At 66.2% G+C, this 3,163-nt stretch carries 3 protein-coding genes; all 3 read right to left on the bottom strand.

Annotated elements, in window-relative coordinates:
- Positions 1-121 precede the first annotated feature (121 nt).
- Positions 122-985 (bottom strand): GNAT family N-acetyltransferase, encoded by an 864-nt coding sequence (locus HCZ87_RS20385; protein ID WP_167646907.1) that lies wholly within the window; start codon positions 983-985, stop codon positions 122-124.
- A 40-nt stretch (positions 986-1,025) separates the two neighbouring features.
- Positions 1,026-2,141, bottom strand: coding sequence for an ABC transporter ATP-binding protein (locus tag HCZ87_RS20380; protein ID WP_167646909.1), 1,116 nt, complete (start codon positions 2,139-2,141; stop codon positions 1,026-1,028).
- Between the two features lie 81 nt (positions 2,142-2,222).
- Positions 2,223-3,163: hypothetical protein (locus HCZ87_RS20375; RefSeq protein WP_167646905.1), on the bottom strand; the 941-nt coding region annotated here is incomplete at its 5' end.

The raw sequence follows: 3,163 nt of genomic DNA, 5'->3' as shown, positions 1-3,163 counted from the left end.
GCGCAGGCGCTGCCAGAGCTTTTTGTCGATGAACCCGGCAAGCGGTTGCAGGATTTCGAGCTCTGCAAGGAATAGCCCTCACCCACCAAGGTCAGCGCCCGACCGATCGGTAAGAGCCTGCCTAGCCCAGCTCGAAACTGGTCACGCCGTAGATCAGATCCAGCGCCAGCTCTGGTTGGTGGCCGCGATACATGCGGGCGGTTTCAAACACCGGGCTGAGGCCCAGATCCCGCGCGAGCTGCACCCCTGCGCCATTGGGGTCTGGCACGTCGAGAAAGATCTCTTCGCCCTCCGGCCAATCCTTCAGCACCCCCGCCAGCACCGCAAGCGCCGCCGCGCGCGAGGTCGCCAGCAAGGGGCCGATCTTGGCGCCATGGGCGCAGCGGCGCAGGGTGCCAAAGCCCTGCATCTCGCCGTCCTCCGCATGGGCGGCAACGCTGACATGGCCGGGCCCGCCAAGCCAGGCCTGCCAGAAGGCAGGACGCGGTGCCGGGAACACCCGGGCATCCAGCGCGGCGACCTGCGCCGAGAGCCCGTCGAGCCAGGTCAGGGTAAAATCGTCACTGGCGCGCGGGCGCATCGCGGGCACGCCGCCAAAGCGGATGTTGCGCCAGGCCAGATCGAACCCCGAGCGGCGATAATTCTCCTGCTGGTCCACCACACCATCCAGCCCGACGGTGCGATGCCCCGCCTGCCCCAGCGCCCTTTGCCAGAGCGCATAGCCATAGCCCTGCCCGCGATGGGCCGGATCAACGATATAAAAACCGAGAAAGGCAAAGGCCGCGCCGTAGCGCACCACCGAGATACAGGCGACCATCTCGCCGTCCAGAAAGCCGCCCCAGAACCCCTCCGGGTCCTGCGCGGCGAAACAGGCGGCATCCTCTGCGCCCGGGTTCCAGCCTTCACGGGCGGCCCAGGAGACGGCGATGTCGATCTCTGCCCGCGTCAGCGGGCGCATCTCATAGGGGGCAGTCGTTTCGCGCATGCTGGCCTCCATCCATATGGGGCAGCATGGCCGAGGAATGTCACAAGGGGAAGACGAAACAACGATCCCGGGGCACGGTCAGCCACATGGCGCGGCCCTCGGCGGGCAGGAAGACATTCGGCACCGTGGCCTTGAGCACCGAGCCGTCGAAATCCATGCGAAACTCCACCAGGCTCTCGTTGCCCAGAAACCGCGCCCGCTGCACGATGCCGCGCGCAGGAACGCCGGCTTTTGCCGTGGCCTCCGGTCCGCGACCGCCGCGATCAAAGTCGATGCGGATGTGTTGCGGGCGAAAGACGATCTCCACCTCGGTTCCATCCGGCACCCCGGGGGCGAGGAACTGGCCAAAGGGGGTTTCGGCCAGGGCGCCGTTCACGGTGGCGCGCAGCGTGTTCACATCCGAAAAGAACGCCACCGCCGCCTTGTCCGCCGGGCGGGTATAGACGTTATAGGGCGCGCCTTGCTGCACGATCCTGCCATCCCGCATCAGAGCGATCTCGTCGGCCATGCGCATCGCCTCTTCCGGCTCATGGGTGACCAGCAGCACGGCGGTGTCTTCTTCCTTCAACAGGCTCAGGGTCTCGTCCCGGATGCCGTCGCGCAGCCGGTTATCAAGCCCGGAGAACGGCTCGTCCATCAGCATGATCTTGGGACTGGGCGCCAGCGCACGGGCCAGCGCCACCCGCTGCTGTTCGCCGCCCGAGAGCTGATGCGGATAGTCGTCGATGAATTTGCCAAGCGAGACCCGGTCCAAGAGCTCCCTGGCACGGGCGCGTTTGCGCTCCTTGCTGCCCTTGAGGCCAAAGCTGACATTGTCGCCGACGCTGAGGTGGGGAAACAGGGCAAAGTCCTGAAACATCAAGCCGATCGCGCGCCGTTCGGGCGGCACCCGGAACACGGTATCGCAGACCAGCTTGCCATCCACATAGATTTCGCCCTCGTCCTGCATCTCGACGCCTGCGATCATGCGCAGCGTGGTGGATTTGCCGCAGCCAGAGGGGCCGAGCAGACAGGTCACCTGCCCCGGCAGCACCCGCAGGGACACATCATCCACCACCGCGCGCCCCTCAAAGAAGCGGCGGATATTGCGGATTTCCAGGCGCGGCGTCACCTCATACCCTCCGGCCTGATCGGTCGGCAGCTGGGCTTCGGTCATCTGCTTGGGCATTCTGGGGCCTTTGTTGCTGTCTGTGATGCGACCATCGGGATTTCCGCGCTGATAGCAAGGGGCTGCGGCTCAGGCAAGGAACTCCACCTCCGCCTCGGCGCGGGGCTGGCCATTGACCAGAAGCGTCACACGATGCAGGCCCGGCCGCAGGGTGAAGGTCGAGGCCTGCGCCTTGAGCGGGTGGGATTTCTGCAAATGTAGCCCGTCGCGGCCAAGCGTGGCCTTTTTCCATTTGAACACTTTGTCCGAAGTCTTGCCGCCCGCGCGACAGAACCGCAGTACGTAATCCACAAGAACCGGCGCGCCATCGGGCCCTTGCAGCGCACAAGAGAGCGCGAGTTTTTCGCCGATGCGCACGTGTTCGGGCAGCTCCAGCCGCGCGGTCAGTGCCAGATCCGGGTCATAGCCCAGAAGCCGCAGCGCGCGCGGATCGCCCGATTTGACCAGCCCGCGCAGCGCGTGGGAGGTGATCCAGCCCAGCTCTTTCTGCGCCTGCATCCCCTGCCCTTGCCAATCGGTAAGCCGGTCGATGACGATCTGCGGCTCTTTCTTGGCGATGTCATTCAGATGATTGGCCACCGAGCGGGTGACATAGCGGGTTTTGTCGGCGTGCAGCTGGTCCAGGATCGGCAGCGTCGCATCCGGCGCCAGCCCCACGGCAAGACCCCAGGGCAGACGCGGGCGGCTGCCTTCGCTGGCCAGACGGCGGGTATGGTAGTGGGGATGCCCGGCCCAGTCGCGCATCCGCGCCAGCACCGGCTCCGGCCAGCGTTTCAGCAGCGGGCGGTTGGCGAACTCCATCGAGAAGCGCTGCGTCACCTCCTCCATCAGATCCAGCGCCAGCGGCAGCTCGCCCTCGGTGCGCGTCAGCGCGGTGATCCATTCGCCCAGTGGCGCAAAGATGAAATCGCCAAAGTCGTCATCGCTGCGCGCAGGATCGAGCGGCGGCGGCAGCGCGCGGCGGATCACCGGCGCCACCCCGGCCAGATCCCCCGGCACATGGACCGCGG

The sequence above is a fragment of the Phaeobacter sp. HF9A genome, from assembly GCF_011806385.1.
Lineage (GTDB): Bacteria > Pseudomonadota > Alphaproteobacteria > Rhodobacterales > Rhodobacteraceae > Epibacterium.
Note: the sequence above shows the minus strand (reverse complement) of the source record. Positions and strands in the feature narration are given on the sequence as shown.

Bases quoted from the DNA above. Each gene is read 5' to 3' on its own strand.
- HCZ87_RS20385 (WP_167646907.1), bottom strand. From the start codon at position 985: ATGCGCGAAACGACTGCCCCCTATGAGATGCGCCCGCTGACGCGGGCA.
- HCZ87_RS20380 (WP_167646909.1), bottom strand. From the start codon at position 2,141: ATGACCGAAGCCCAGCTGCCGACCGATCAGGCCGGAGGGTATGAGGTG.